At 40.7% G+C, this 24,757-nt stretch carries 24 protein-coding genes and 1 other annotated feature; of the genes, 23 read left to right on the top strand and 1 reads right to left on the bottom strand.

What is annotated here, in order from left to right:
- Window positions 1-1,656, bottom strand: a complete 1,656-nt coding sequence (gene pavA, locus N8O43_RS01230; RefSeq protein ID WP_261089164.1) for an Rqc2 family fibronectin-binding protein PavA — start codon at window positions 1,654-1,656, stop codon at window positions 1-3.
- A gap of 104 nt (window positions 1,657-1,760) precedes the next feature.
- Between pavA and ybeY the strand changes: the two genes are divergently transcribed.
- The 23 genes from ybeY (at window position 1,761) to dnaG (ending at window position 24,757) form a co-directional block, all read left to right on the top strand.
- Window positions 1,761-2,258 (top strand): rRNA maturation RNase YbeY, encoded by a 498-nt coding sequence (gene ybeY, locus N8O43_RS01225; protein ID WP_261089162.1) that lies wholly within the window; start codon window positions 1,761-1,763, stop codon window positions 2,256-2,258.
- A complete protein-coding gene (locus tag N8O43_RS01220) occupies window positions 2,239-2,634 on the top strand; it encodes a diacylglycerol kinase family protein (RefSeq protein WP_000378166.1) in 396 nt (131 codons plus the stop codon). Before ybeY ends, N8O43_RS01220 begins: the two co-directional genes overlap by 20 nt.
- A 16-nt stretch (window positions 2,635-2,650) precedes the next feature.
- Window positions 2,651-3,550, top strand: coding sequence for a GTPase Era (era, locus tag N8O43_RS01215; RefSeq protein WP_000143264.1), 900 nt, complete (start codon window positions 2,651-2,653; stop codon window positions 3,548-3,550).
- A gap of 48 nt (window positions 3,551-3,598) precedes the next feature.
- Window positions 3,599-4,423, top strand: a complete 825-nt coding sequence (gene mutM, locus N8O43_RS01210) for a DNA-formamidopyrimidine glycosylase (RefSeq protein WP_261089160.1) — start codon at window positions 3,599-3,601, stop codon at window positions 4,421-4,423.
- Window positions 4,423-5,028, top strand: a complete 606-nt coding sequence (gene coaE / locus N8O43_RS01205) for a dephospho-CoA kinase (protein WP_261089158.1) — start codon at window positions 4,423-4,425, stop codon at window positions 5,026-5,028. The genes mutM and coaE overlap by 1 nt, the downstream gene beginning before the upstream one ends.
- Window positions 5,015-6,214: a multidrug efflux MFS transporter PmrA gene (locus N8O43_RS01200; protein WP_261089156.1), complete on the top strand. Its 1,200-nt coding sequence runs from the start codon at window positions 5,015-5,017 to the stop codon at window positions 6,212-6,214. Before coaE ends, N8O43_RS01200 begins: the two co-directional genes overlap by 14 nt.
- Window positions 6,214-6,363: a 50S ribosomal protein L33 gene (gene rpmG, locus N8O43_RS01195; protein WP_001809104.1), complete on the top strand. Its 150-nt coding sequence runs from the start codon at window positions 6,214-6,216 to the stop codon at window positions 6,361-6,363. The genes N8O43_RS01200 and rpmG overlap by 1 nt, the downstream gene beginning before the upstream one ends.
- 39 nt (window positions 6,364-6,402) lie before the next feature.
- Window positions 6,403-6,636: a preprotein translocase subunit SecG gene (gene secG, locus N8O43_RS01190; RefSeq protein ID WP_000282517.1), complete on the top strand. Its 234-nt coding sequence runs from the start codon at window positions 6,403-6,405 to the stop codon at window positions 6,634-6,636.
- Window positions 6,637-6,737: 101 nt separating this feature from the next.
- On the top strand, window positions 6,738-9,092 hold the full coding sequence (gene rnr, locus N8O43_RS01185; RefSeq protein ID WP_261089154.1) for a ribonuclease R: 2,355 nt from the start codon (window positions 6,738-6,740) through the stop codon (window positions 9,090-9,092).
- Entirely contained in the window at window positions 9,055-9,522 is a 468-nt protein-coding gene (gene smpB, locus N8O43_RS01180) for an SsrA-binding protein SmpB (RefSeq protein WP_001051750.1), read from the top strand. Before rnr ends, smpB begins: the two co-directional genes overlap by 38 nt.
- Before the next feature lie 15 nt (window positions 9,523-9,537).
- Window positions 9,538-10,398: an SAM-dependent methyltransferase TehB gene (gene tehB, locus N8O43_RS01175; protein WP_261020143.1), complete on the top strand. Its 861-nt coding sequence runs from the start codon at window positions 9,538-9,540 to the stop codon at window positions 10,396-10,398.
- Between the two features lie 118 nt (window positions 10,399-10,516).
- On the top strand, window positions 10,517-10,705 hold the full coding sequence (locus N8O43_RS01170) for a type II toxin-antitoxin system HicA family toxin (protein WP_101782206.1): 189 nt from the start codon (window positions 10,517-10,519) through the stop codon (window positions 10,703-10,705).
- Window positions 10,706-10,732: 27 nt separating this feature from the next.
- On the top strand, window positions 10,733-11,110 hold the full coding sequence (locus N8O43_RS01165; protein WP_050252888.1) for a type II toxin-antitoxin system HicB family antitoxin: 378 nt from the start codon (window positions 10,733-10,735) through the stop codon (window positions 11,108-11,110).
- Between the two features lie 78 nt (window positions 11,111-11,188).
- Window positions 11,189-12,142 carry a competence protein CoiA gene (locus N8O43_RS01160; protein ID WP_261089152.1) on the top strand — a complete coding sequence of 318 codons (954 nt, stop codon included), beginning with the start codon at window positions 11,189-11,191 and terminating at the stop codon, window positions 12,140-12,142.
- Window positions 12,143-12,160: 18 nt separating this feature from the next.
- The gene (gene pepF, locus N8O43_RS01155; RefSeq protein ID WP_261089151.1) at window positions 12,161-13,963 is read left to right on the top strand and encodes an oligoendopeptidase F; all 1,803 of its coding nucleotides are present in this window, start codon (window positions 12,161-12,163) and stop codon (window positions 13,961-13,963) included.
- 1 nt (window position 13,964) lies between these two features.
- Window positions 13,965-14,678 (top strand): O-methyltransferase, encoded by a 714-nt coding sequence (locus N8O43_RS01150; RefSeq protein ID WP_261009962.1) that lies wholly within the window; start codon window positions 13,965-13,967, stop codon window positions 14,676-14,678.
- 66 nt (window positions 14,679-14,744) lie between these two features.
- Window positions 14,745-15,683 (top strand): peptidylprolyl isomerase PrsA, encoded by a 939-nt coding sequence (prsA, locus tag N8O43_RS01145; RefSeq protein WP_261089149.1) that lies wholly within the window; start codon window positions 14,745-14,747, stop codon window positions 15,681-15,683.
- A 160-nt stretch (window positions 15,684-15,843) separates the two neighbouring features.
- Window positions 15,844-17,067, top strand: coding sequence for a cell division peptidoglycan polymerase FtsW (ftsW, locus tag N8O43_RS01140; protein ID WP_261089148.1), 1,224 nt, complete (start codon window positions 15,844-15,846; stop codon window positions 17,065-17,067).
- Window positions 17,068-17,091: 24 nt separating this feature from the next.
- Window positions 17,092-19,788: a phosphoenolpyruvate carboxylase gene (gene ppc / locus N8O43_RS01135; protein ID WP_261089147.1), complete on the top strand. Its 2,697-nt coding sequence runs from the start codon at window positions 17,092-17,094 to the stop codon at window positions 19,786-19,788.
- A gap of 96 nt (window positions 19,789-19,884) precedes the next feature.
- Window positions 19,885-20,102 (top strand) — a binding site (T-box leader).
- 112 nt (window positions 20,103-20,214) lie between these two features.
- The gene (trpX, locus tag N8O43_RS01130) at window positions 20,215-21,210 is read left to right on the top strand and encodes a tryptophan ABC transporter substrate-binding protein (protein WP_261089146.1); all 996 of its coding nucleotides are present in this window, start codon (window positions 20,215-20,217) and stop codon (window positions 21,208-21,210) included.
- Between the two features lie 75 nt (window positions 21,211-21,285).
- On the top strand, window positions 21,286-22,152 hold the full coding sequence (locus N8O43_RS01125; protein ID WP_084863531.1) for an ABC transporter permease: 867 nt from the start codon (window positions 21,286-21,288) through the stop codon (window positions 22,150-22,152).
- The gene (locus tag N8O43_RS01120; RefSeq protein ID WP_173307001.1) at window positions 22,149-22,907 is read left to right on the top strand and encodes an ABC transporter ATP-binding protein; all 759 of its coding nucleotides are present in this window, start codon (window positions 22,149-22,151) and stop codon (window positions 22,905-22,907) included. The genes N8O43_RS01125 and N8O43_RS01120 overlap by 4 nt, the downstream gene beginning before the upstream one ends.
- Window positions 22,908-22,996: 89 nt before the next feature.
- A complete protein-coding gene (gene dnaG / locus N8O43_RS01115; protein WP_261089142.1) occupies window positions 22,997-24,757 on the top strand; it encodes a DNA primase in 1,761 nt (586 codons plus the stop codon).

Below are 24,757 nucleotides of genomic sequence, written 5' to 3'. Positions count from 1 at the left end.
TCAGGATTTTTTCATGGATGCGATTTTTTCTGGATCTGGTGTGACACGGAGGGTCTTTTGTCCTGTGTAAGTGACAAAGCCAGGTTTTCCACCAGTTGGTTTATTGAGTTTCTTGACTTCAATCATATCTACCTGCACCAGATTCGACAGGCGCCCTTTAGAGAAGTAGGCAGCTAACTCTGCTGCGTCTGTCTTGACTTCATCAGATGGGTCAAGATTTCCTGAGATGACAACGTGGCTTCCAGGAATGTCCTTGGCATGGAACCAAAGTTCCTCCTTGCGGGCCATTTTAAAGGTTAGCTCCTCGTTTTGTAGGTTGTTTCGGCCGACATAGATGATGGTTTTGCCATCGCTTGCTAGATATTGTTCTGGTTTTTTGCGTTTCTGGATTTTCTCCCGTTGTCTTCTGCGGATAAAGCCAGTTTGAATCAATTCCTCACGGATTTCAGCGATTTCTTCCAGTCCAGCTTGGTTGAGGACGGTTTCTACACTTTCCAGATAGAGAATGGTTGCCTTGGTTTCCTCAATCAGATCAGTCAAGTATTTGACAGCTTCTTTGAGTTTCTGATACCGTTTAAAGTAGCGTTGGGCATTCTGGTTGGGAGTCAGAGCCTTATCAAGTGCAATCGTGATAGGTTGGTTGGTGTAGTAGTTGTCTAGGATAACCTGGTCTTGGTCGTTAGGCACTTGGTGGAGGAAGGTTGTCAGCAATTCTCCTTTTTGACGAAATTCTTCAGCGTTGTCTGTCGCCAGTAACTCTCTTTTTTGTTTTTTAAGCTTATGACGATTTTTTTGAAGTTCATTTTCAACACGGCGAATGAGTTCACTGGCTTGCTGTTTGACACGGTCGCGCTCAGCCTTATCCTTATAGTAGGTGTCCAACAAATCAGAAAGATTTGCAAAAGACTCTTCCACCTGATTTGCAAAAGGAACTGGACTGAAGGAAGTCTCAGTCAAGCATGGCTTGGTTTCCTGATTGAAAAAGTTTCGGAAAGTAGATAGTTTATCACTAACCAGTATGCTTTCCAATTCATTTGCCGTATCACGTCCCAGACCTTGAAAGAGGTTTTGAAGGTTCTTAGCTCTCGTTTCCTGAGTTTGTAGGATTTCAAAGAGCTTTCCATCCTTGATCGTGAAAGGATTGAGAGATTCCGTACTTGGCGGAGCGATATAGGTCGATCCAGGAAGCAAGGTACGGTAGCTATTTTGTGAAAAGCCAACGTGTTTGATAACTTCGAGGATTTTGTGGCTACTTTTATCAACTAGTAGAATACTACTGTGTTTGCCCATGATTTCGATAATCAAAGTAGCCTGAATATGGTCTCCAATCTCGTTTTTATTAGAAACCGTAATTTCCACAATACGGTCATTTTCCACTTGCTCAATCGATTCAATCAGGGCGCCCTGCAAATACTTTCTCAACACCATGATAAAGGTAGAGGGTTGGGATGGATTTTCAAAAGTCGTTTGGGTCAGCTGAATGCGTCCAAAAACTGGATGGGCAGAAAGGAGCAGGCGATGACTTTGGCGATTGCTGCGGATTTGCAAGACCAATTCTTGTTCAAAAGGCTGATTGATTTTCTGAATGCGACCGTTCACTAACTCTCTTCGCAATTCCTCAACCATGTGGTGTAAAAAAAATCCGTCAAATGACATCGTTCTCTCCTTGTGATTGTATTCCATAGTATTATATCAAAAAGGTAGAATAAAATCATGGAAATGTGGTATAATAAAGCCAAGTAAAGAGAAACGAGAAGCACATGTATATTGAAATGGTAGATGAAACTGGTCAAGTTTCAAAAGAAATGTTGCAACAAACCCAAGAAATTTTGGAATTTGCAGCCCAAAAATTAGGCAAAGAAGACAAGGAGATGGCAGTTACCTTTGTGACCAATGAGCGTAGTCATGAACTTAATCTGGAGTACCGTGACACAGACCGTCCGACAGATGTCATCAGCCTTGAGTATAAGCCAGAGTTGGAAATTGCCTTTGACGAAGAGGATTTACTTGAAAATCCAGAATTGGCAGAGATGATGTCTGAGTTTGATGCCTATATTGGGGAACTTTTCATCTCTATTGATAAGGCTCATGAGCAGGCCGAGGAATATGGCCATAGCTTTGAGCGTGAGATGGGCTTCTTGGCAGTACACGGCTTTTTACATATCAATGGCTATGATCACTACACTCCGGAAGAAGAAGCGGAGATGTTCGGTTTACAAGAAGAAATTTTGACAACCTATGGACTCACAAGACAATAAACGAAAATGGAAAAATCGTGACCTGATATCCAGTTTAGAATTTGCTCTCACAGGAATTTTTACTGCTATCAAGGAAGAACGCAATATGCGAAAACATGCAGTAACGGCTCTTGTAGTCATTCTTGCAGGTTTTGTTTTTCAGGTGTCACGAATCGAATGGCTCTTTCTCCTATTGAGCATTTTTTTGGTAGTAGCTTTTGAAATTATCAATTCTGCTATTGAAAATGTGGTTGATTTGGCCAGTCACTATCACTTTTCCATGCTGGCTAAAAATGCCAAGGATATGGCAGCTGGCGCGGTATTAGTGGTCTCTCTTTTCGCAGCCTTAACAGGTGCATTGATTTTTCTCCCACGAATCTGGGATTTATTATTTTAAACAGTAAGAGGAAATTATGACTTTTAAATCAGGCTTTGTAGCCATTTTAGGACGTCCCAACGTTGGGAAGTCAACCTTTTTAAATCACGTTATGGGGCAAAAGATTGCCATCATGAGTGACAAGGCGCAGACAACGCGCAACAAAATCATGGGAATTTACACGACTGATAAGGAACAAATCGTCTTTATCGACACACCAGGGATTCACAAGCCTAAAACAGCTCTCGGAGATTTCATGGTTGAGTCTGCCTACAGTACCCTTCGCGAAGTGGATACCGTTCTTTTCATGGTGCCTGCTGATGAAGCGCGTGGTAAGGGGGACGATATGATTATCGAGCGTCTCAAGGCTGCCAAGGTTCCAGTGATTTTGGTGGTGAATAAAATCGATAAGGTCCATCCAGACCAGCTCTTGTCTCAGATCGATGACTTCCGTAATCAAATGGACTTTAAGGAAATTGTACCAATCTCAGCCCTTCAAGGAAATAACGTCTCTCGTCTAGTGGATATTTTGAGTGAAAATCTAGATGAAGGTTTCCAATATTTCCCGTCTGATCAAATTACAGACCATCCAGAGCGTTTCTTGGTTTCAGAAATGGTTCGCGAGAAAGTTTTGCACCTAACTCGTGAAGAGATTCCGCATTCAGTTGCTGTGGTTGTTGATTCTATGAAACGAGACGAAGAGACAGACAAGGTTCACATCCGTGCAACCATCATGGTCGAGCGAGATAGTCAAAAAGGGATTATCATCGGTAAAGGTGGTGCTATGCTTAAGAAAATCGGTAGCATGGCCCGTCGTGATATTGAACTCATGCTAGGAGACAAGGTCTTCCTAGAAACCTGGGTCAAGGTCAAGAAAAACTGGCGCGATAAAAAGCTAGATTTAGCTGACTTTGGCTATAATGAAAAAGAATACTAAGTAGAGGTGGGCTCATGCCTGCTTCTTGTTTTTACAGAAGGAGGACTTATGCCTGAATTACCTGAGGTTGAAACTGTTCGTCGTGGCTTAGAAAAATTGATTTTGGGAAAGAAGATTTCGAGTGTAGAAATTCGCTATCCCAAGATGATTAAGACAGATTTGGACGAGTTTCAAAAGGAAGTGCCTAGTCAAATTGTTGAGTCCATGGGACGTCGTGGCAAATATTTGCTTTTCTACCTGACAGATAAGGTCTTGATTTCCCATTTGCGGATGGAGGGCAAGTATTTTTACTATCCAGACCAAGCACCTGAACGTAAGCATGCCCATGTTCTCTTTCAGTTTGAAGATGGTGGCACGCTTGTTTATGAGGATGTACGCAAGTTTGGTACTATGGAACTCTTGTCTCCTGACCTTTTGGATGCCTACTTTATTTCTAAAAAATTAGGTCCTGAACCAAGCGAACAAGACTTTGATGTGCAGGTCTTTCAAGCTGCCCTAGCTAAGTCCAAAAAGCCTATCAAAACCCATCTCCTAGACCAGACTTTGGTAGCTGGACTTGGCAATATCTATGTGGATGAGGTTCTCTGGCGAGCTCAGGTTCATCCGGCTAGACCTTCCCAGACTTTGACAGCAGCAGAAGCGACAGCTATTCATGACCAGACCATTGCTGTATTGGGCCAGGCTGTTGAAAAAGGTGGCTCAACCATTCGGACTTATACCAATGCCTTTGGTGAAGACGGAACCATGCAGGATTTTCATCAGGTCTATGACAAGGCTGGTCAAGAATGTGTACGCTGTGGCACCATCATTGAAAAAATTCAACTAGGCGGACGAGGCACCCATTTTTGTCCTCAGTGCCAAAGGAGGGGCTGATGGGAAAAATTATCGGAATCACTGGGGGAATTGCCTCTGGTAAGTCAACCGTGACAAATTTTCTAAGAAAGCAAGGCTTTCAAGTAGTGGATGCCGACGCAGTCGTCCACCAACTACAGAAACCTGGTGGTCGTCTGTTTGAAGCTCTAGTCCAGCACTTTGGTCAAAAAATTATCTTAGAAAATGAAGAACTCAATCGCCCTCTCCTAGCTAGTCTCATCTTTTCAAATCCTGAAGAACGAGAATGGTCTAAGCGAATCCAAGGAAAGATTATCCGTGAGGAACTAGCTACATTAAGAGAGCAATTGGCTCGGACAGAATCCATTTTTTTCATGGATATTCCCCTACTTTTTGAACAGGACTACAGCGCTTGGTTTGATGAGACATGGTTGGTCTATGTGGATCGAAATATCCAAGTAGAACGGTTGATGAAAAGAGATCAGCTGTCCAAGGATGAAGCTGAGTCTCGTCTGGCAGCCCAGTGGCCTGTAGAGAAAAAGAAAGATTTGGCCAGCCATGTTTTAAACAACAATGGAAATCAAGACCAGCTTCTTACTCAGGTGTTCTCCCTGATTGAGGGAGGTAGGCAAGATGACAGAGATTAACTGGAAGGATAATCTGCGCATTGCCTGGTTTGGTAATTTTCTGACTGGAGCCAGTATTTCTTTGGTTGTGCCTTTTATGCCCATCTTCGTGGAAAATCTAGGTGTAGGGAGTGAGCAAGTCGCTTTTTATGCAGGATTAGCTATTTCTGTCTCTGCTATTTCGGCGGCTCTATTTTCTCCTATCTGGGGTATTCTTGCTGATAAATATGGTCGAAAACCCATGATGATTCGTGCTGGTCTGGCCATGACTATCACTATGGGAGGCTTGGCCTTTGTGCCAAATATTTATTGGTTAATCTTTCTTCGTTTACTAAATGGTGTATTTGCGGGTTTTGTTCCTAATGCAACGGCCTTGATAGCCAGTCAGGTTCCCAAGGAGAAATCAGGATCTGCCTTAGGTACTTTGTCTACAGGCGTAGTTGCAGGTACTCTAACTGGTCCCTTTATCGGTGGCTTTATTGCAGAATTATTTGGCATCCGTACTGTTTTCTTACTGGTTGGTAGTTTCCTATTCTTAGCTGCTGTTTTAACTATTTTATTTATTAAGGAAGATTTTCAACCAGTAGCCAAGGAAAAGGCCATTCCAACAAAGGAATTATTTACATCAGTTAAATATCCCTATCTCTTGGTCAACCTCTTTCTGACCAGTTTTGTTATCCAATTTTCAGCCCAATCAATCGGTCCTATCTTAGCTCTGTATGTACGCGACTTAGGCCAGACAGAGAATCTTCTTTTTGTATCTGGTTTGATTGTATCTAGTCTGGGCTTTTCCAGTATGATGAGTGCAGGAGTTATGGGCAAGCTAGGTGACAAGGTGGGCAACCATCGCCTCTTGGTTGTAGCCCAGTTTTATTCAGTTATCATCTATCTTCTCTGTGCCAATGCCTCTAGTCCCCTCCAACTAGGACTCTATCGTTTCCTCTTTGGATTGGGAACCGGTGCCTTGATTCCCGGAGTTAATGCCCTTCTCAGCAAAATGACTCCCAAAGCCGGTATTTCAAGGGTCTTTGCCTTCAATCAGGTATTCTTTTATCTGGGAGGTGTCGTTGGGCCTATGGCAGGTTCTGCAGTAGCAGGTCAATTTGGCTACCATGCAGTCTTTTATGCGACAAGCCTTTGTGTTGCCTTTAGTTGTCTCTTTAACCTTCTTCAATTTCGAACATTATTAAAAGTAAAGGAAATCTAGTGCGAGTAAAAATTAATCTCAAATGCTCCTCTTGTGGCAGTATCAATTACCTAACCAGTAAAAATTCTAAAACCCATCCAGACAAGATTGAGGTTTTAAAGTATTGTCCCAAGGAAAGAAAAGTAACCCTACATCTTGAATCTAAGTAGATTTTATGGTAAAATAATAGGGATTTTAAGGAGTTTGATATGTATAACCTATTATTAACCATTTTATTAGTATTATCTGTTGTGATTGTGATTGCGATTTTCATGCAACCAACTAAAAACCAATCCAGCAATGTATTTGATGCCAGCTCAGGTGATTTGTTTGAACGCAGTAAAGCACGCGGTTTTGAAGCTGTAATGCAGCGTTTGACAGGGATTTTAGTCTTTTTCTGGCTAGCCATTGCCTTAGCATTGACGGTATTATCAAGTAGATAAGAAAATAAAGGGCAGGACTAGGTCTTTGCCTCTTTTTATTTTAAAAAGATATTTTAGAAGGTTTTACAGTAAAAGAAAATAAAAAAATCTAGAAAGAAAATATGAAAGATAGAATAAAAGAATATTTACAAGACAAGGGAAAGGTAAATGTCAACGACTTGGCTCAGGCTTTGGAAAAAGACGGTTCCAAGGATTTTCGTGAGTTGATTAAAACCTTGTCCCTAATGGAAAGAAAGCACCAGATACGCTTTGAAGAAGATGGAACTTTGACTTTGGAAGTCAAGAAAAAACATGAGATTACTCTCAAGGGGATTTTTCATGCTCATAAAAATGGCTTTGGCTTTGTTAGTATGGAAGGCGAGGAGGACGACCTTTTTGTAGGAAAAAACGATGTCAACTATGCTATTGATGGTGATACCGTTGAGGTCGTGATTAAGAAAGTCGCTGACCGAAATAAGGGAACAGCAGCCGAAGCCAAAATTATCGATATCCTAGAACACAGTTTGACAACAGTTGTCGGCCAAATCGTTCTAGATCAGGAAAAGCCTAAGTATGCTGGCTACATCCGTTCGAAAAACCAGAAAATCAGCCAACCCATCTATGTTAAGAAACCAGCCCTAAAACTAGAAGGAACAGAAGTTCTCAAGGTCTTTATCGATAAATACCCAAGCAAGAAACATGATTTCTTTGTTGCTAGTGTTCTCGATGTAGTGGGGCATTCAACGGATGTCGGAATTGATGTCCTTGAGGTTTTGGAGTCTATGGACATTGTATCCGAGTTTCCAGAAGCTGTCGTCAAGGAAGCAGAAAGTGTTCCTGATGCTCCGTCTCAAAAGGATATGGAAGGCCGTCTGGACCTTAGAGATGAGATTACTTTTACCATTGACGGTGCAGATGCCAAGGACTTGGACGATGCAGTGCATATCAAGGCATTGAAAAATGGCAATCTGGAACTTGGAGTTCACATCGCAGATGTTTCCTACTATGTAACCGAGGGTTCTGCCCTTGACAAGGAAGCCCTTAACCGCGCAACTTCTGTCTATGTGACAGACCGTGTGGTCCCAATGCTTCCAGAACGACTGTCAAATGGCATCTGCTCTCTCAATCCTCAAGTTGATCGCCTGACCCAGTCTGCCATTATGGAGATTGATAAACAGGGTCGTGTTGTCAATTACACTATTACACAAACGGTAATTAAGACTAGTTTCCGTATGACCTATAGCGATGTTAATGATATTCTAGCTGGCGACGTGGAAAAGAGACAAGAATATCGGAAAATTGTTCCAAGTATCGAACTCATGGCAAAGCTGCATGAAACTTTAGAAAACATGCGTGTGAAACGTGGAGCCCTCAATTTTGATACCAACGAAGCGAAGATTTTAGTGGATAAACAAGGTAAGCCTGTTGATATCGTTCTTCGTCAGCGTGGCATTGCCGAGCGTATGATTGAGTCCTTCATGTTGATGGCCAATGAAACAGTTGCCGAGCATTTCAGTAAGCTGGATCTACCTTTCATCTATCGAATTCACGAGGAGCCAAAGGCGGAAAAGGTTCAGAAATTTATTGATTATGCTTCAAGCTTTGGTTTGCGCATTTATGGAACTGCCAGTGAGATTAGCCAGGAGGCACTTCAAGACATCATGCGTACTGTTGAGGGAGAGCCCTATGCGGATGTATTGTCCATGATGCTTCTCCGTTCCATGCAGCAGGCTCGCTATTCGGAGCACAATCACGGCCACTATGGTCTAGCGGCTGACTATTATACTCACTTTACTAGTCCGATTCGTCGTTATCCAGACCTTCTTGTTCACCGTATGATTCGGGATTACGGCCGTTCTAAGGAAATAGCAGAGCATTTTGAGCAAGTGATTCCAGAGATTGCGACCCAGTCTTCCAACCGTGAACGTCGTGCCATCGAGGCTGAGCGTGAAGTCGAAGCCATGAAAAAGGCTGAGTATATGGAAGAATACGTAGGCGAAGAATACGATGCGGTTGTGTCTAGCATCGTTAAATTTGGTCTTTTTGTTGAATTGCCGAATACAGTTGAGGGCTTGATTCACATCACTAATTTACCCGAATTTTATCATTTCAATGAGCGGGATTTGACTCTTCGTGGAGAGAAAACAGGAACAACCTTCCGTGTAGGTCAGCAAATCCGTATCCGAGTTGAAAGAGCCGACAAGATGACGGGTGAAATTGACTTCTCTTACATTCCAAGTGAGTTTGATGTGATTGAAAAAGGCTTGAAACAGTCTAGTCGTAGTGACAGAGGGCGTGGTTCAAATCGTCGTTCAGATAAGAAGGAAGACAAGAGAAAATCAGGACGCTCAAATGATAAGCGCAAGCATTCACAAAAAGACAAGAAGAAAAAGGGCAAGAAACCTTTTTACAAGGAAGTAGCTAAGAAAGGAGCCAAACATGGCAAAGGGCGAGGGAAAGGTCGTCGCGCAAAATAAAAAGGCGCGTCACGACTATACAATCGTAGATACGCTAGAGGCAGGGATGGTCCTGACTGGAACTGAAATCAAGAGTGTACGAGCAGCTCGAATCAATCTCAAGGATGGCTTTGCCCAAGTAAAAAATGGAGAAGTCTGGTTGAGCAATGTTCATATCGCACCTTACGAAGAGGGTAATATCTGGAATCAAGAACCGGAACGGCGTCGTAAACTCCTGCTCCATAAGAAACAAATCCAAAAATTGGAACAAGAGACCAAAGGGACAGGAATGACCCTGGTTCCCCTTAAAGTCTATATCAAAGATGGTTACGCTAAACTCCTTTTAGGTTTAGCTAAAGGGAAGCATGACTATGATAAACGGGAGTCTATCAAACGTCGTGAGCAGAATCGCGATATTGCGCGCGTGATGAAAGCTGTTAATCAGCGATAAAAAGAGGAAATGAAAATGGAAAAACTAGTTGCCTATAAACGTATGCCTTTGTGGACTAAAGAAACAATGCCAGAGGCTGTTCAGCAGAAACACAATACCAAGGTTGGGACTTGGGGGAAAATTACTGTCTTGAAGGGGGCTCTCAAGTTTATTGAATTGACAGAAGATGGTGAGGTTTTAGCTGAGCACCTCTTTGAAGCAGGAGCCGACAATCCCATGGCACAACCTCAAGCTTGGCATCGAGTAGAGGCTGCTACAGACGATGTGGAATGGTATTTGGAATTTTATTGTAAACCTGAGGATTATTTTCCTAAGAAATACAATACCAATCCTGTTCATTCAGAGGTTCTAGAGGCCATGCAGACAGTAAAACCAGGGAAAGCCTTGGATTTGGGCTGTGGTCAAGGCCGTAATGCACTCTTTCTAGCACAGCAAGGTTTTGATGTGACAGCTGTAGATCAAAATGAATTATCTCTTGAAATCTTGCAAAGCATTGTGGAGCAGGAGGACCTAGATATGCCTGTTGGTCTTTACGATATCAATTCAGCCAGTATTGGGCAAGCTTATGATTTCATCGTATCGACAGTTGTTTTGATGTTTTTGCAAGCAGACCGCATTCCTGAAATTATCAAAAATATGCAGGAGCATACCACGGTCGGTGGTTATAATCTTATCGTTTGTGCTATGGATACGGAAGATTACCCTTGCTCTGTGAACTTCCCATTTACCTTTAAAGAAGGGGAATTGGCAGACTATTACAAGGACTGGGAATTGGTTAAGTACAATGAAAATACAGGCCATTTACACCGTCGTGACGAAAATGGCAATCGTATTCAATTACGCTTTGCGACCATGCTAGCTAAGAAAATAAAGTAAATAAGAATGAAGATTAGGAAATTTCCTGATCTTTTTTCTTTTTTACGAATAGATAAGATAGAAGAATTGACAAAAATACGCATTATAAGTATAATTTTAGCTAGAAAGGTGACCATAAATGCCAATAACAGGTAAGGAAATGGTAAAATTAGCTCTTGCAAATGGATGGATTGAAGTTCGTAAGAGAGGAAGTCATCATCATTTTAAGAAAGAAGGGGTCTCCTATCTTGTCACTATTCCAGTTCACGGTAATGAGGATTTAGGAAAAGGCCTAGAGAGAAAAATATTAAAAGATTTGGGACTATAGTTGATTTGGAAATTGTGGAGGTGTATTATGCTAAAATCTTATCCTGCTATTTTTCATAAAGAAGGTACTGGATACTGGATTGAATTTCCGGAGTTTGGAGGTGGGACTGAAGGAGCAACGATTGAACTTGCAATGAAAAATGCTCGGGAAATGCTTGAGAGTGTTTTAGCTTCTTATATTGATGAAGGACTGGCTTTGCCTACTCCTAGTGACATTGCTGAGTTGAAAGCTCCTGATGGATTTGTGACTTTGATTCAGGTCAATCCCTTGCCTTTCGTAAAGAATAATAAAGCGATTCGAAAAAATGTTACGGTTCCAGAGTGGCTAGTCAGACTTGCAGATCGTGAGAAAGTGAACTATTCTGAAGTGTTGACACAAGCTCTTGAAAGTCGCTTGCAACTCTAAAATTATAGAGTGATGAAGATTAGGAAATTTCCTGATCTTTTTTCTTTTTTTACGAATAATATAGAAAAGGAGGGAATCATGTTTGTTGCGAGAGATACAAGGGGAGAATTGGTAAATGTGTTAGAGGATAAGCTTGAGAAGGAAGAATACACCTGCCCAGCTTGTGGAGGTCAGCTCCGTTTGCGGCAAGGACAAAGTGTCCGGACCCATTTTGCCCATAAATCCATAAAAGACTGTGATTATTCCTCTGAAAATGAAAGTCTAGAACACTTGGCAAATAAGGAAGTCCTTTATCACTGGTTGAAAAAAGAGGCAGAGGTGCAATTAGAATACCCTCTTCCGGAGCTTAAACAGATTGCGGATGTATTTGTAAATGGCAATCTAGCTTTAGAGGTTCAATGTAGTCCCTTGCCTCAAAAAGTTCTTAAAGAGCGTAGCGAGGGCTATCGTAGTCAGGGTTACCAAGTACTGTGGTTGCTGGGAGAAAAACTTTGGCTCAAGGAGAGGTTGACTCGTCTGCAAGAAGGTTTTCTCTATTTCAGTCAAAACATGGGCTTTTATGTTTGGGAATTAGACAGTGAAAAACAGCTTTTAAGACTCAAATACCTGATTCACCAAGATCTCCGAGGTAAACTCCATTATCAGATTAAGGAATTTCCATATGGTCACGGTAGTCTACTGGAGATATTACGCCTTCCCTATAAGAAACAAAAAATATCGCATTTTACCGTTTCCCAGGACAAGGACATCTGTCGCTATATTCAGCAACAACTCTATTATCAAAATCCTATTTGGATGAAAGAACAAGCAGAAGCCTATCAAAAGGGAGAAAATCTCCTGACTTATGGGCTAAAAGAATGGTATCCACAAATAAGACCACTAGTAGGTAATTTTTGCCAAATTGAGAAAGATTTGACTCGCTATTATCAGTATTTTCAAATCTATTACCAAGAAAATCCTCAAAATGATTGGCAAAAGCTCTATCCACCAGCCTTTTATCAGCAATATTTCTTGAAAAATATGGTAGAATAGAAAGGATGGAGGAATCTAATGGTATTACAAAGACATGAAATAAATGAAAAAGATACATGGGATCTATCAACGATCTACCCAACTGACCAGGCTTGGGAAGAAGCCTTAAAAGATTTAACAGAAAAATTGGAGACAGTAGCCCAGTATGAAGGTCATCTCTTGGATAGTGCGGATAGCCTACTCGAAATTACTGAATTTTCTCTTGAAATGGAACGCCAAATGGAGAAGCTTTACGTTTATGCTCATATGAAAAATGACCAGGACACACGTGAAGCCAAGTACCAAGAGTACTATGCCAAGGCCATGACTCTCTATAGCCAGCTAGACCAAGCTTTTTCATTCTATGAACCTGAATTTATGGAAATCAGTGAAAAGCAGTATGCTGACTTTTTAGAAGCTCAACCAAAATTGCAGGTTTATCAACACTATTTTGACAAGCTTTTGCAAGGCAAGGAACACGTTCTATCACAACGTGAAGAAGAATTATTGGCTGGCGCTGGAGAAATCTTTGGTTCGGCAAGTGAAACCTTCGCTATCTTGGACAATGCGGATATTGTGTTCCCTTATGTCCTCGACGATGATGGTAAGGAGGTTCAGCTATCTCATGGGACTTACACACGTTTGATGGAGTCTAAAAATCGTGAGGTGCGTCGTGGTGCTTATCAAGCTCTTTATGCGACTTATGAACAATTCCAACACACCTATGCTAAAACTTTACAAACCAATGTTAAAGTACAAAACTACCGAGCAAAAGTTCGCAACTATAAGAGTGCTCGTCATGCAGCACTAGCGGCTAATTTTGTTCCAGAAAGTGTTTATGATAATTTGGTAGCAGCAGTTCGCAAGCACTTGCCACTCTTGCATCGCTATCTTAACCTTCGTTCAAAAATCCTGGGAATTTCAGACCTAAAGATGTACGATGTCTACACACCACTTTCATCTGTTGAATATAGTTTTACCTACCAAGAAGCTTTGAAAAAGGCAGAAGATGCCTTGGCAGTCTTGGGTGAGGATTACTTGAGCCGTGTTAAACGTGCCTTCAGTGAGCGTTGGATTGATGTTTACGAAAATCAAGGAAAGCGTTCAGGGGCTTACTCTGGTGGTTCTTACGATACAAATGCCTTTATGCTTCTTAACTGGCAGGACAATCTAGACAATCTCTTTACTCTTGTTCATGAAACAGGCCACAGTATGCACTCAAGCTATACTCGTGAAACTCAACCTTATGTTTACGGAGATTATTCTATCTTCTTGGCAGAGATTGCATCAACGACCAATGAAAATATCTTGACGGAGAAATTATTGGAAGAAGTGGAAGACGACGCAACGCGCTTTGCTATTCTCAATAACTTCCTAGACGGTTTCCGTGGAACAGTTTTTCGCCAAACTCAATTTGCTGAGTTTGAACACGCGATTCACCAAGCGGATCAAAATGGGGAAGTCTTGACAAGCGATTTCCTAAATAAACTCTACGCAGACTTGAACCAAGAGTATTATGGTTTGAGTAAGGAAGATAATCCTGAAATCCAATACGAGTGGGCTCGCATTCCACACTTCTACTATAACTACTATGTATATCAATATTCAACAGGCTTTGCAGCAGCTTCAGCTCTGGCTGAAAAGATTGTCCATGGTAGTCAAGAAGATCGTGACCGCTATATCGACTATCTCAAGGCAGGTAAGTCTGACTATCCACTTAATGTCATGAGAAAAGCAGGTGTTGATATGGAGAAGGAAGACTATCTCAACGATGCCTTTGCAGTCTTCGAACGTCGTTTGAATGAGTTTGAAGCACTTGTTGAAAAATTGGGATTGGCATAAGATGGTTGAATCGTATAGTAAGAATGCCAACCATAACATGCGTCGCCCTGTCGTCAAGGAAGAAATTGTGGACTTGATGCGTCAGCGCCAAAAGCAAGTCACAGGATCTTTGAAAGAATTGGAAGACTTTGCCCGCAAGGAAAATATTCCCATTATTCCCCATGAAACGGTTGCTTATTTCCGTTTTCTCATGGAAACCATACAACCTAAAAACATTCTGGAAATAGGGACGGCTATCGGTTTTTCAGCCCTTTTGATGGCGGAACATGCGCCAAAGGCCAAGATTACAACCATTGACCGCAATCCAGAGATGATTGGATTTGCCAAGGAAAATTTTGCCCAGTTTGACAGTCGCAAGCAAATCACTCTCCTAGAGGGAGATGCGGTAGATGTCTTATCAACCTTGACAGAGTCCTATGATTTCGTCTTTATGGATTCAGCCAAGTCTAAATACATCGTCTTTCTGCCAGAAATCCTCAAACATTTGGAAGTTGGAGGTGTGGTTGTCTTGGATGATATTTTCCAAGGTGGTGATGTTGCCAAGGATATTATGGAAGTCCGTCGTGGCCAGCGAACTATATACAGAGGCCTTCAAAGACTATTTGATGCAACCTTAGATAATCCAGGACTCACCGCAACACTAGTACCTCTGGGAGACGGAATTCTCATGCTTCGCAAAAATGTAGCAGACGTTCAATTGCCTGACAGCGAATGATTTTCAGAAAAATTTAAGAAAATATAGTAAAATAGATAGGGTAACACTTATCTAAAAGGAGTAGACATGAAGAAAAAATTATTGGCAGGAGCCATTACACTATTATCAGTAGCAACTTTAGCAGCTTGTTCGAAAGGTTCAGAAGGGGCAGACCTTATCAGCATGAAAGGAGATGTTATCACTGAACATCAATTTTATGAGCAAGTGAAAAGCAATCCTTCAGCCCAACAAGTGTTGTTGAACCTGACCATCCAAAAAGTATTTGAGAAACAATACGGTTCAGAAGTAGATGACAAAGAAGTCAACGACACTATTGCCGAAGAAGAAAAACAATATGGTGAAAACTACCAACGTGTCTTGTCACAAGCAGGAATGACTCTTGAAACACGTAAAGCTCAAATTCGTACAAGTAAATTGGTTGAGTTGGCAGTTAAGAAAGCAGCAGAAGCTGAATTGACAGATGATGCTTACAAGAAGGCTTTTGACGAGTACACTCCAGATGTAACGGCTCAAATCATTCGTCTTGATAATGAGGATAAAGCGAAAGAAGTCCTCGAAAAAGCCAAAGCTAGTGATGCAGACTTTGCTCAATTAGCCAAAGATAATTCAACTGATGAGAAAACCAAAGCGAACGGTGGAGAGATCACCTTTGATTCTGCTTCAACAGAAGTACCAGATCAAGTTAAAAAAGCAGCTTTTGCTTTAGATGTAAATGGTGTTTCTGATGTGATTACTGTTACTGGAACACAAGCCTACAGTAGCCAATATTACATTGTTAAACTGATTAAGAAAACAGAAAAATCATCTAATATTGACGATTACAAAGAAAAACTAAAAACTGTTATCTTAACTCAAAAACAAAACGACGCATCATTTGTTCAAAGTATTATCGGAAAAGAATTGCAAGCAGCCAACATCAAGGTTAAAGACCAAGCCTTCCAAAATATCTTTACTCAATACATCGGTGGTGGAGATTCAAGCTCAAGCAGTTCTTCAAAAGAATAAAACAGAAAAGAGCCAAGTGCTCTTTTTCTTATGAGAAAATCTTCTATCTTAAGGGTAAGAGTTTTTTTCTTTCGGAAAAAATGGTATAATAGCAATCAAAACTAGAAAATAAACGGAATTTGGGAATAATTTCTTTTGTTCTCATTAGATTGGTGATACTATGAAGATTAGTAAGAGGCACCTATTAAACTATTCTATTCTAGTTCCTTACTTACTTTTATCTATTTTGGGCTTGATTGTAGTCTATTCTACAACCAGTGCCATTCTTATCGAAGAAGGTAAAAGTGCCCTCCAATTGGTTCGAAGTCAGGGAATGTTTTGGATATTTAGTTTAATATTGATTGCCTTGATATATAAGCTGAAACTGAATTTTTTAAGAAAAGAACGACTGTTATTTATTGTTATGTTTGTTGAGCTGATTCTCTTAGCTCTGGCTCGCTTAATTGGTACGCCAGTCAATGGAGCCTATGGTTGGATTTCGGTAGGACCTTTGACCATTCAGCCAGCGGAGTATTTGAAGATTATCATCGTCTGGTACTTGGCCCAACGTTTTTCAAAACAACAGGATGAAATTGGTATTTACGATTTTCAAGTTTTAACTCAAAATCAATGGATTCCTCGAGCTTTTAATGATTGGCGCTTTGTCCTCTTGGTAATGATAGGAAGTTTGGCTATTTTCCCAGATCTGGGGAATGCGACTATCTTAGCTCTGGTTGCCTTGATTATGTATACAGTCAGTGGGATTGCTCATCGTTGGTTTATAGCCTTTATCGGTGTATTGTTTGGAGTTTCAGCCCTATCCTTATCAGCTATTTCTATGATTGGGGTTGACAAGTTTTCAAAAGTTCCAGTATTTGGTTACGTGGCCAAGCGTTTCAGTGCCTACTTTAATCCCTTTGCCGATTTGGCAGGAGCGGGCCACCAACTTGCAAATTCCTACTTTGCTATGGTAAATGGTGGCTGGTTTGGTCTAGGTTTAGGAAATTCAATCGAAAAACGTGGTTATTTACCAGAGGCCCATACAGACTTTGTATTTTCAATTGTTATTGAAGAGTTTGGATTTGTGGGAGCTAGCTTGATTTTGGCACTTGTCTTTTTCCTGATTTTGCGGATTATCCTAGTCGGTATTCGTGCTAAAAATCCCTTTAATTCCATGATGGCGATTGGGGTTGGGGGAATGATGTTAGTACAGGTCTTTGTCAATATCGGTGGAATTTCTGGCATTATTCCTTCGACAGGAGTAACCTTCCCCTTCTTATCACAAGGAGGGAACAGTCTCCTGGTCTTGTCTGTAGCCATCGCCTTTGTCTTAAATATTGATGCAAGTGAAAAACGTGCCCAATTGTATGAGGAGTTAGAAGCTTACTCATCAAACTATATGTAGAGCTGATAGTGGAAAGGATGACCTATGTCTCTTCAAAAATTAGAAAACTATAGTAATAAAGCTGTCGTGCAAGAAGAAGTATTGATTTTAACAGAATTGTTAGAAGATATCACTAAAAATATGCTTGCCCCAGAGACTTTTGCAAAAATCATGGAGTTGAAAGAATTGTCAACTCAAGAAGATTATCAAGGCTTGAACCAACTGGTTACTAGTCTGTCAAATGATGAAATGGCTTATATTTCACGCTATTTCTCCATCTTGCCCCTCTTGATTAATATTTCAGAAGACGTGGATTTGGCCTATGAAATCAACCATCAAAATAATATCGATCAAGATTATCTTGGTAAATTATCAGCAACGATTAAAATGGTTGCAGAAAAAGAAAATGCGGTTGAAATTTTAGAACATTTGAATGTTGTCCCTGTTTTGACAGCCCATCCAACACAAGTGCAACGTAAGAGTATGTTGGATTTGACTAACCATATCCACACCCTCTTGCGTAAGTATCGTGATGTAAAATTAGGCTTGATTAATAAGGAAAAATGGCATAATGATCTCCGTCGTTACATTGAGATTATCATGCAGACAGATATGATTCGTGAAAAGAAATTGAAAGTAACCAATGAAATCACGAATGTTATGGAATACTACAATAGTTCATTCCTGAAGGCAGTTCCACATTTGACTGCTGAGTACAAGCGTCTGGCTAAAAAACATGGCTTGGAGTTGAAACATCCTAAACCAATTACCATGGGAATGTGGATTGGTGGAGACCGTGATGGGAATCCTTTTGTTACAGCAGATACCTTGAAACAATCTGCTATGACCCAGTGTGAAGTCATCATGAATTACTATGATGAAAAGATTTACCAACTTTATCGTGAATTCTCTCTCTCAACTAGTATCGTCAATGTAAGCAAGCAAGTTAGAGAAATGGCTCGTCAATCCAAGGATAACTCGATTTATCGTGAAAAAGAGCTGTATCGTCGTGCCTTGTTTGATATTCAATCAAAAATCCAAGCAACAAAAGCTTATCTGATTGAGGATAAGGAAGTTGGTGCTCGCTATGAAACAGCTAATGATTTTTATAAGGATTTAATTACCATTCGTGATTCCCTCTTGGAAAACAAGGGTGAAGCACTGATTTCTGGTGATTTTGTTGAATTGATTCAGGCAGTTGAAATTTTTGGTTTCTATTTGGCATCTATTGACATGCGTCAAGATTCTAGTGTTCACGAAGCCTGTGTAGCTGAACTATTGAAATCATCGGGTATTCATTCTCATTATAGCGAACTCAGTGAAGAAGAAAAATGCCAGCTTCTCTTGAAAGAATTAGAGGAAGATCCACGTATTCTTTCTGCCACTCATGTTGAAAAATCAGAGTTACTTGAAAAAGAATTAGCCATCTTTAAGGCTGCTCGTAAGTTGAAAGATAAGTTGGGAGATGATGTCATTCGTCAGACCATCATTTCACATGCAACCAGCGTATCAGACATGTTGGAATTGGCTATCTTGCTAAAAGAAGTAGGGTTAGTTGATAAAGAAAGAGCCCGTGTCCAAATTGTTCCTCTCTTTGAGACAATCGAGGACTTGGACCATTCAGAAGAAACCATGAGAGAATACCTTTCTCTTCCTCTCGCTAAGAAATGGATTGCTTCACGTAATAACTACCAAGAAATCATGCTTGGCTACTCTGATAGTAATAAAGATGGTGGTTACCTTTCATCATGTTGGACCCTCTACAAGGCTCAACAACAATTGACTGCTATTGGAGATGAATTTGGCGTTAAGGTTACCTTCTTCCATGGCCGTGGCGGGACTGTCGGTCGTGGTGGTGGACCAACCTATGAAGCCATCACATCTCAACCGCTCAAGTCTATCAAGGATCGTATTCGCTTGACGGAGCAGGGTGAAGTAATTGGGAATAAATACGGTAATAAAGACGCTGCCTACTATAACCTTGAAATGTTAGTATCTGCAGCCATTAATCGTATGATTACTCAGAAGAAGAGCGATACCAACACCTCAAATCGTTATGAAGCTATTATGGACCAAGTAGTGGACCGTAGTTACGATATCTACCGTGATTTGGTCTTTGGTAATGACCATTTCTATGATTATTTCTTCGAGTCAAGTCCAATCAAGGCGATTTCAAGCTTTAATATTGGTTCTCGTCCAGCTGCTCGTAAGACTATTACTGAAATCGGTGGTTTGCGAGCTATCCCTTGGGTATTCTCATGGTCGCAAAGCCGTGTCATGTTCCCTGGTTGGTATGGGGTTGGTTCAAGCTTCAAAGAATTTATTGATAAGAATCCAGAAAATATCGCTATTCTACGAGATATGTACCAAAATTGGCCTTTCTTCCAGTCACTTCTTTCAAATGTTGACATGGTCTTGTCAAAATCAAATATGAACATTGCTTTTGAATATGCCAAACTGTGTGAGGATGAAGAAGTAAAAGCAATCTATGAGACTATTTTAAATGAATGGCAAGTTACCAAGGAAGTCATCTTGGCTATCGAAGGTTACGATGAACTCTTGGCGGAAAATCCATATCTAAAAGCAAGTTTGGATTACCGTATGCCTTACTTTAATATCCTTAACTATATCCAGTTGGAGTTGATTAAACGTCAACGTCGAGGAGAATTATCAAGTGACCAAGAAAAATTAATCCATACAACCATCAACGGAATTGCGACAGGCTTGCGTAATTCAGGCTGATACCTATCAAGCTTCCTCTTTTCTATAGGGGAAGTTTTTGAATATTTCAAAAAAATTCTCAAAGAGTCTTGACAAGTAGTTGAAAAATGATATAATTTAACCATTCAGAAAAGTAATCATACAAACTTTTTAGAGAGTCTGTGGTAGCTGAAAACAGATAAGTGATGATGATGAAAATTGGGCTGAATGTTATTTAGAATTTGAAATCATAAAAATTCGGTGAGCACACCTTACAGTGCATCTCGTTATTGCGAGACAGAGCGATAGGGAAATTCCCTATAATTGAGGTGGTACCGCGCATCGACGTCCTCACACAAGTTTTTTGTGTGAGGACTTTTTTGGTGGAGGTTAGTATGGAAAGAAAACGATGGCGTCGCTTGTTTAGATAAGTGAAGTATTTTAAAGGAATTAATAAGGAGAAATAGAATGAAAAATAAACGTTTAATTGGAATTATCGCTGTATTAGCAGTCTTAGTAGCAGGAAGCTTGATTTACTCTTCAATGAATAAACCAGAAGCTAAGAATGAAAAGAAAGTTGCCAAAGTTGGTGTTCTTCAGTTTGTGAGCCATCCATCTCTTGACTTGATTTATAAAGGGATTCAAGATGGACTAGCAGAAGAAGGCTACAAAGATGATCAGTTGAAAATTGACTTTATGAACTCAGAAGGTGACCAAAGTAAGGTTGCGACAATGAGTAAACAATTGGTTGCAAATGGCAATGACTTGGTTGTTGGTATTGCAACACCAGCTGCTCAAGGTTTGGCTAGTGCAACAAAAGATCTACCGGTTATCATGGCTGCTATTACAGACCCAATCGGTGCCAACTTGGTTAAAGATTTGAAAAAACCAGGTGGCAACATTACAGGTGTATCTGACCACAATCCAGCTCAACAACAAGTTGAACTCATCAAGGCTTTGACACCAAATGTGAAAACAATCGGAGCTCTTTACTCCAGTAGCGAAGACAACTCAAAAACTCAAGTCGAAGAATTTAAGGCTTATGCTGAAAAAGCAGGTTTGACAGTGGAAACATTTGCAGTTCCTTCAACAAATGAAATTGCTTCAACAGTTAATGTTATGACTAGCAAGGTTGATGCTATCTGGGTTCCAATCGATAACACAATTGCTTCAGCCTTCTCAACTGTTGTATCAAGTAACCAATCAGCTAAAAAGCCAATCTACCCAAGTGCTACTGCCATGGTAGAAGCTGGTGGTTTGGCATCAGTTGTAGTTGAACAACATGACCTTGGTGTGGCAACAGGTAAAATGATTGCGCAAGTCTTGAAAGGTGCAAAACCAGCTGATACTCCAGTTAATGTCTTTTCAACTGGTAAGTCAGTGATTAACAAAAAATTGGCACAAGAATTAGGTATTACGATTCCTGAATCTGTTCTAAAAGAAGCAGGACAAGTGATTGAATAATCTGTAATGGAGGAGTTGGGGACATCTCCTCCAATTTTTTACAATAGAAATCATATAGAAAAGGTTAAGAAACAGATGATATTATCTATTATTTCTCAAGGATTTGTCTGGGCTATTTTAGGTCTGGGAATCTTTATGACATTTAGGATTTTGAACTTTCCAGATATGACGACAGAAGGTTCCTTCCCTCTTGGGGGAGCTGTTGCTGTCACTTTGATAACCAAAGGCGTGAACCCATTTTTAGCGACTCTTGTTGCTGTAGGAGCAGGTTGTTTGGCTGGAATGGCAGCAGGCCTTCTTTATACAAAAGGGAAGATCCCAACCTTGCTCTCAGGGATTTTGGTGATGACTTCCTGTCACTCTATCATGCTCTTAATTATGGGACGTGCGAATTTAGGCCTGCTTGGAACCAAGCAAATTCAGGATGTTTTGCCTTTTGATTCGGATTTGAATCAACTCTTGACAGGTCTTATCTTTGTCAGTCTTGTTATTGCTCTCATGCTCTTTTTCTTGGACACTAAACTCGGACAAGCCTATATTGCTACAGGTGACAATCCTGATATGGCTAGAAGTTTCGGGATTCATACTGGACGCATGGAGCTTATGGGCTTGGTTTTATCAAATGGTGTGATTGCCCTTGCAGGAGCTCTCATTGCCCAGCAAGAAGGCTATGCTGATGTATCTCGAGGAATTGGAGTTATCGTTGTGGGGCTTGCAAGTTTGATAATTGGAGAAGTTATTTTCAAGAGTTTGAGCTTGGCAGAGCGTCTGGTTGCCATCGTTGTGGGTTCTATCGCCTATCAATTCTTAGTGTGGGCAGTTATCGCTCTTGGCTTTAATACAAGTTACCTTCGTTTATACAGTGCCTTGATTTTGGCAGTCTGCCTCATGATTCCAACATTTAAGCAAACCATCTTGAAAGGAGCCAAGTTAAGCAAATGACAGCAATTGTAGAATTAAAAAATGCAACCAAAATCGTTAAAAATGGCTTTGATGAAGAAAAGATTATTTTAAATGATGTTTCCTTAGAAATTTTTGAACAGGATTTTATCACGATTTTAGGTGGAAATGGTGCTGGGAAATCAACTCTCTTTAACACTATTGCAGGAACCTTGTCATTAACCAGTGGAACCATCCGTATTTTGGGTGAAGATGTTACCAAGTTTTCACCAGAGAAGCGGGCTAAGTATCTGTCTCGAGTTTTCCAAGATCCTAAGATGGGGACAGCTCCCCGTATGACAGTAGCTGAAAATCTTTTGATTGCCAAGTTTCGTGGTGAAAAACGAGGACTGTTTCCGAGACGACTGGCTAGCTACAAGGATGAATTTCAAGCGACCATTGAAAAAGTAGGAAATGGTCTTGAGAAACACTTGAATACACCGATTGAGTTCTTATCAGGTGGTCAAAGACAGGCCTTGAGTCTCTTGATGGCAACCTTGAAGCGTCCTGAATTACTCTTGTTAGACGAGCATACTGCAGCCCTTGATCCAAAGACCAGTGTGGCCTTGATGGAATTGACGGATGAATTTGTCAAGAAAGATCAGCTGACAGCGCTTATGATTACCCACCATATGGAAGATGCTCTCAAATATGGCAATCGTTTAATTGTCATGAAAGAAGGACGAATTATCCAAGATTTGAACCAAGAAGAAAAAGCAAAAATGAAAATCTCTGATTATTATCAACTCTTTGAATAAAGTAGGGAAAATGAGTGAAATGGTTTACTTTTTTTCTGAAATAAAGTATACTATATAAAGTAAACTATGATAACATGGAGGTATTGTGTATGGTTGACAAACAAGTCATTGAAGAAATCAAAAACAATGCCAACATTGTGGAAGTCATAGGAGATGTGATTTCTTTACAAAAGGCAGGACGGAACTATCTAGGGCTCTGTCCTTTTCATGGTGAAAAAACACCTTCTTTCAACGTTGTAGAGGACAAGCAGTTTTACCACTGTTTTGGTTGTGGGCGCTCAGGTGATGTCTTTAAGTTCATAGAGGAGTACCAAGGGGTTCCCTTTATGGAGGCTGTCCAAATCTTAGGTCAGCGTGTTGGGATAGAGGTGGAAAAACCGCTTTATAGTGAGCAGAAGCCAGCTTCACCCCACCAAGCTCTTTATGATATGCATGAAGATGCTGCCAAATTTTATCATGCTATTCTCATGACAACAACCATGGGGGAGGAGGCCAGAAACTACCTTTATCAGCGTGGTTTGACAGATGAAGTGCTCAAGCATTTTCGGATTGGTTTGGCACCCCCAGAGCGAAACTATCTCTATCAACGTTTGTCTGCTCAGTATCGTGAAGAGGATTTCCTAGATTCAGGACTGTTTTATCTCTCGGATGCTAATCAATTTGTAGATACCTTTCACAATCGCATTATGTTTCCCCTGACAAATGACCAAGGAAAGGTTATTGCCTTCTCAGGTCGTATCTGGCAGAAAACGGATTCACAAACTTCTAAGTATAAAAATAGCCGATCGACTGCAATTTTTAACAAAAGTTACGAATTATATCATATGGATAGGGCTAAAAAATCTTCTGGAAAAGCCAGTGAGATTTATCTGATGGAAGGATTCATGGATGTCATTGCAGCCTATCGGGCTGGAATCGAAAACGCTGTCGCATCTATGGGAACAGCCTTGAGTCGAGAGCATGTTGAGCATCTGAAAAGGCTAACGAAGAAGTTGGTTCTTGTTTATGATGGTGATAAGGCTGGGCAAGCTGCGACATTGAAAGCGCTGGACGAAATTGGTGATATGCCTGTGCAGATCATCAGCATGCCTGATAACTTGGATCCAGATGAGTATCTACAAAAAAATGGACCAGAAGACTTGGCCTATTTATTAACGAAAACTCGTATTAGTCCGATTGAGTTCTACATTCACCAGTACAAACCTGAAAATAGTGAAAATCTGCAGGCTCAGATTGAGTTTATTGAAAAAATAGCTCCCTTGATTGTTCAAGAAAAGTCTATCACTGCTCAAAACAGTTATATTCATATTTTAGCTGACAGTTTGGCGTCCTTTGATTATGCCCAGATTGAGCAGATTGTTAATGAAAGCCGTCAGGCACAAAGGCAGAATCGCATGGAAGGAATTTCCAGACCGACGCCAATCACTATGCCTGTTACCAAGCAGTTATCGGCTATTATGAGGGCAGAAGCCCATCTACTTTATCGAATGATGGAATCTCCCCTTATTTTGAATGATTACCGCTTGCGAGAAGACTTTGCATTTGATACACCTGAATTTCAGGTCTTATATGGCTTGCTTGGCCAGTATGGAAATCTTCCTCCAGAAGTTCTAGCAGAACAGACAGAGGAAGTTGAGAGAGCCTGGTATCAAGTCTTAGGTCAGGATTTGCCTGCTGAGATGTCACCGCAGGAACTAAGTGAAGTAGAAATGACTCGAAACAAGGCTCTCTTGAATCAGGACAATATGAGAATCAAAAAGAAGGTGCAGGAAGCTAGCCATGTAGGAGATACAGACACAGCCCTAGAAGAATTGGAACGTTTAATTTCCCAAAAGAGAAGAATGGAGTAA

The organism is Streptococcus mitis, from assembly GCF_946190335.1.
Taxonomy (GTDB): domain Bacteria; phylum Bacillota; class Bacilli; order Lactobacillales; family Streptococcaceae; genus Streptococcus; species Streptococcus mitis_CH.
The sequence above is the reverse complement of the archived record's forward strand: the minus strand, read 5'-3'. Positions and strand labels throughout refer to the sequence as shown.